3 protein-coding genes are annotated in these 4180 nt (G+C 64.6%); 1 reads left to right on the top strand and 2 read right to left on the bottom strand.

Translation table 11 applies throughout. The features are described 5' to 3' along the window. Window positions 1–1731 (top strand): GH92 family glycosyl hydrolase (locus WAN71_RS06850; protein ID WP_422224610.1); only part of this gene is annotated, 1731 nt, incomplete at its 5' end. Here WAN71_RS06850 and WAN71_RS06845 read toward each other — a convergent pair. Both WAN71_RS06845 and WAN71_RS06840 read right to left on the bottom strand, forming a co-directional pair. Then, window positions 1712–2989: a cytochrome P450 gene (locus WAN71_RS06845; RefSeq protein ID WP_422224609.1), complete on the bottom strand. Its 1278-nt coding sequence runs from the start codon at window positions 2987–2989 to the stop codon at window positions 1712–1714. The genes WAN71_RS06850 and WAN71_RS06845 overlap by 20 nt on opposite strands. 67 nt (window positions 2990–3056) lie before the next feature. Beyond that, window positions 3057–4180: NAD(P)/FAD-dependent oxidoreductase (locus WAN71_RS06840; protein ID WP_422224608.1), on the bottom strand; the 1124-nt coding region annotated here is incomplete at its 5' end.

Raw genomic sequence — 4180 nt, 5'->3', positions numbered from 1 at the left:
AAAGAGTGGAATACCAGGCTGTCTCGGATCGCGATCGCCAGCGCCGATGCCGGCGACACCGAGACCTTCTACACCGCGCTCTACCATTCGTTGTTGAACCCCAACACCTTTAACGACGTCGACGGTCGGTATATCGGATTCGATGGCGATGTTCACACGCTGGCCGCCGGGCACACCCAGTACACCAACTTCTCCGACTGGGACACCTACCGCGGGCTGGCATCCCTGCACGGATTGCTGTTCCCGGAGCAGGCCAGCGACATGGCCCAGTCGCTGGTGAACGACGCCGAGCAGAGCGGGTCGTTTCCCCGCTGGGCCCTGGCGAATACCGCGACCGCAGAGATGACCGGCGACAGCGTAGTCCCGTTGATGGTGAACTTTTATGCCTTTGGCGCCAAGGATTTTGACGTCGACACGGCGCTGCGCTATATGGTCAAAGCGGCGACCGAAGGCGGCGCCGGTCTCAACGGTTACGTGGAGCGGGCCGGAATCGCCAGCTATCTTCGGCGCGGCTACCTGCCGCTGAACGCGGACTCCTGCAGTGGTGGTGCGATCCCTGGTGCCTCGATCACGTTGGAGTGGTCGGTCGACGACTTCAGCATCTCCCGATTCGCCGACGCGTTAGGCGATTCCGCGACCGCCGCCGAATTCCAGAACCGGGCCCAGTACTGGCAGAACCTGTTCAACCCCACCACCCACTACATCTCGCCGCGGGATGCCATGGGCTTCTTCCCTGAGGGGCCCGGGGTCGTGCCGCCCGCCCAGGGTTGCTTCAGCCAGCTCGGATTTGACGAGGGCAACGCCGAGCAATACGTCTGGTATGTGCCGCAGAACATCGCTGGCTTGGTGATCGCTCTGGGCGGCCGAAAAGCGGTGGGAGAACGGCTCGACCGCTTCACTAAGCAGCTCAACGTCGGCCCGGAAGAGCCCTATCTGTGGGCCGGCAACGAGCCGGGTTTCGATGTGCCGTGGCTGTACAACTACATCGGTCAACCGTGGAAGACTCAGCAGTTAGTCGATCGGGTGCGCAGCGATTTGTTTTCTCCCACACCCGACGGCGAGCCGGGCAACGACGACCTGGGCGCGATGTCCAGCTGGTACGTGTGGGCCGCTCTGGGCCTGTACCCGAGTACGCCGGGAACGTCGATCCTCACCGTGAACACACCGCTTTTCGATCGCATCGTGATCGAGCTGCCCACACGAAAATTCATCAAGATTTCGGCGCCGGGCGCATCCGGACCCAACCGGATGCGCTACATCAAGAACCTTCACATCGACGGCCGGTCCACCGATCAGACGTATCTCCCGGATTCGATCATCCACGCCGGCGGCGACTTGGCGTTCTCGGTTTCTCCTCGGCCCAACAAGGCCTGGGCCGCGGGAGACTCCTCCGCGCCGCCATCATTCGGTGCGGGCAGCTCTACGGTGACCGTTGATGTTTCGCCCGCCGTCGTCAACATCGCGCCCGGAGGCACGGTCAACGTGACGGTCGCTGTCCAACGGATGATCGATGGCCCCGGCGGCTATACCATCACCGGCGCATCCGACAACGTGGGAATCAAGGCGGGAACGGTATCCGCACAGTTCGCCGCCGATGGATCCGCCAGTGCGACCGTCGCCATCAAGGTCGCGCAGTCGGTGGCCGACGGGTACTACCCGCTCGTTCTCACCGCCAAGGCCGGCGACGGAACTAGGACGTTCAAGCTGCTCGTCACCGTCTATCGGGGCTGATCCCGTCGCAATCGATGAGCAGATGCCGCGGGCCGCGGAACACTTGGCTGATTCGGTAGGGCGGTGGGTCCTCGACCAGCCGCGGGTTTTCTACCCGACGAAGAAATGCGTCAAACGCGGTGTTGACTTCCAGTCGGGCCAGCGGACCGCCGAAACAGACGTGAATACCGCGTCCCCAGCCCACGTGCTCGTTGTCGGCACGTTGCGGGTCGAACGTGTTGGGGTTGGCGAAGCGCCGCGGATCTCGGTTTGCCGCAGCATATATCAGATAGATGGGTGATCCTCGCGGGATCGTGGTGCCTGCGATCTCGATGTCGGCCAGCGCCGATCGAGTCGGGAAGAACTGCACCGACGACTGCAACCGCAGCACTTCTTCGATGGCGCCGGGAATCAATTCCGGCCTGCTGCGCAACAACTCGATCGATTCCGGTTGGCGCATCACGGTCAACACACAGTGGGAAATAAGATTGACCGTCGAATCATGGCCCGCGGCAAACAGCAGCATGATGTTGTTGACGATCGCACTCGGCGACATTCGTCCATCCGGTCCGTCATCGTGGACCAACTGTGAAATCATCCCCGGGCCAGGCGAATTTTCGGCTTTCTCGACCAGCCCGATGATGTATTTCTTGAAGGCGATGTTGGCCGCTTCACCTTTGGCCCGCCGGGCCTGGCCCTCCTCGGTGGCGATGTCGGGCCCGAGGTCGAAGAGGCCGGTGATCGCGTCGGCTATCCAGGGATGAAACTGTGGCTCGTCCTCGATCGGCACGCCGACGATCCGGCAGATCAAGTTGACCGGCAGCGGATACGCGAACTCGTCGACAACATCCATGCGGGTCTTGCCCATGGCCTTGTCGAGCAAGTCGTTGACGATCTGCTGACACAACGGCTCTTGGCTGGGGATCACGTCCGGCGAATGCGGTGGGCCGAAAAACCGCATGCACTGCCGGCGCGCCCGATCGTGGTCCGGCGGGTCCGAGGCGATAAAGCTCGGGTCTCGGTCGTAGACCTCCATCATCTCCATCACGGACTCGTCGGCAACGTGCCGATCGCCGGTGGCCGGCGGGGGAACTTTGCGACGGTCAGAACTCACCCCGGGGTCATGGGCCAGCGCGATGAGCTCGTCGTATCCGGTGACGGCATAGATACCGTTGGTCACTCGCACGACCGGCGTCTTGCGCAGCTCGTCAAAGTACGGATAAGGATTCGCGCGGTTTTCATACCGCATCGCGGCATCGAAGGCTTCTTCGGGGGTCATGGCGCCGCTCCTCCTCATCGCTTCGCTCTGCATCGTCGCCGGCGCGTGTCATGGGCGCCGCTCCTCCTCATCGCTGCCGCAGCCGGAACTCGGCGCGGCGTTCGCTGGGGGCATGTCCCGTCAACACCACATCGGGGGCCTCCGTCGGCACACCCCGCGCCGGGAAGTCGGCAGGCATCACCCGCATGTTTTCGGGGAAATCAAAACCCGGCGGCTGCGGCGGGAACGGTCCCGACCGCGCGATCTCCTGCCGGTAGTGCTCGATCCACTTGCCGTGGTTGAAGGTGACTGCGCCGACGATGCGGCCGCGGCGACCGTAGGCCGCGGCAAACCGGCGCTGCTTCACCGAGCCCTGGGTGAAGACGATCTCATCGCCAAAGGATGGCACGCCAACGGATTTGATGTTGACGCCGAACTGACCCGACCAGAATTGCGGGATCAGCAGGTGCGCCCAGCGATCGACCTCGTCGCAGACCATGTTGTGGGCGGCGACCCGGGCACCCAGCACGGCGTTGTCCCAGTGTTCCATCGCCAGGAACTGGTAGTCGTAGAGCACATGCGGGGCACGCGCAATGTCTCCGGCCACGAAGACGTTGGTGGTGATCACCCCGTTGATGTCGAACGCGCGACACCCGGCGTCACAGCCCACCCCCCAGAATCCGGCCGCCAGCCCGCACCCGTCGAGCCACTCGACGTTGCGGATCGACCCCAACGACGTCACCACCACATCGACGTCGAGCGTGCTGCCGTCGGAGAGCCGCGCGCGGCGCACGTGCCCGGCCGCGTCGCCCTCCAATGCGAGCACCGAGACGCCGGTGCGAAGATCCACCCCGGCTGCACGCTGCATTTCGGCGGCGATTGCGCCGATCGCCCCGCCGAGCGCCCCGGACAGCGGGGCCGGGCCGCGTTCGGTGACCGTGACTTCCAGGCCGAGGTCGCGGCACACCGAGGCGGCTTCCGAACCGATGAATCCCGAGCCGATGATCAGCACCCGCCGGGGACGGGCGGCCAAAGCCGCCTGCAGCCGCGCAGCATCGGCACTGGTGCGCAGGGTATGAACGCCCTCCAGCGCGGCCTCCTCCGTGTTGGGCCATCGCCGGGCCCGCACACCGGTGGCACTCAGCAGCCGATCGCCCCGAACCTCGCCGCCGTCAGCCAGCCGCACCAGCCGGTTGGCGCGGTCCAGGGCGG

It is taken from the genome of Mycobacterium sp. (assembly GCF_049280035.1).
GTDB lineage: Bacteria > Actinomycetota > Actinomycetes > Mycobacteriales > Mycobacteriaceae > Mycobacterium.
Note: the sequence above shows the minus strand (reverse complement) of the source record. Positions and strands in the feature narration are given on the sequence as shown.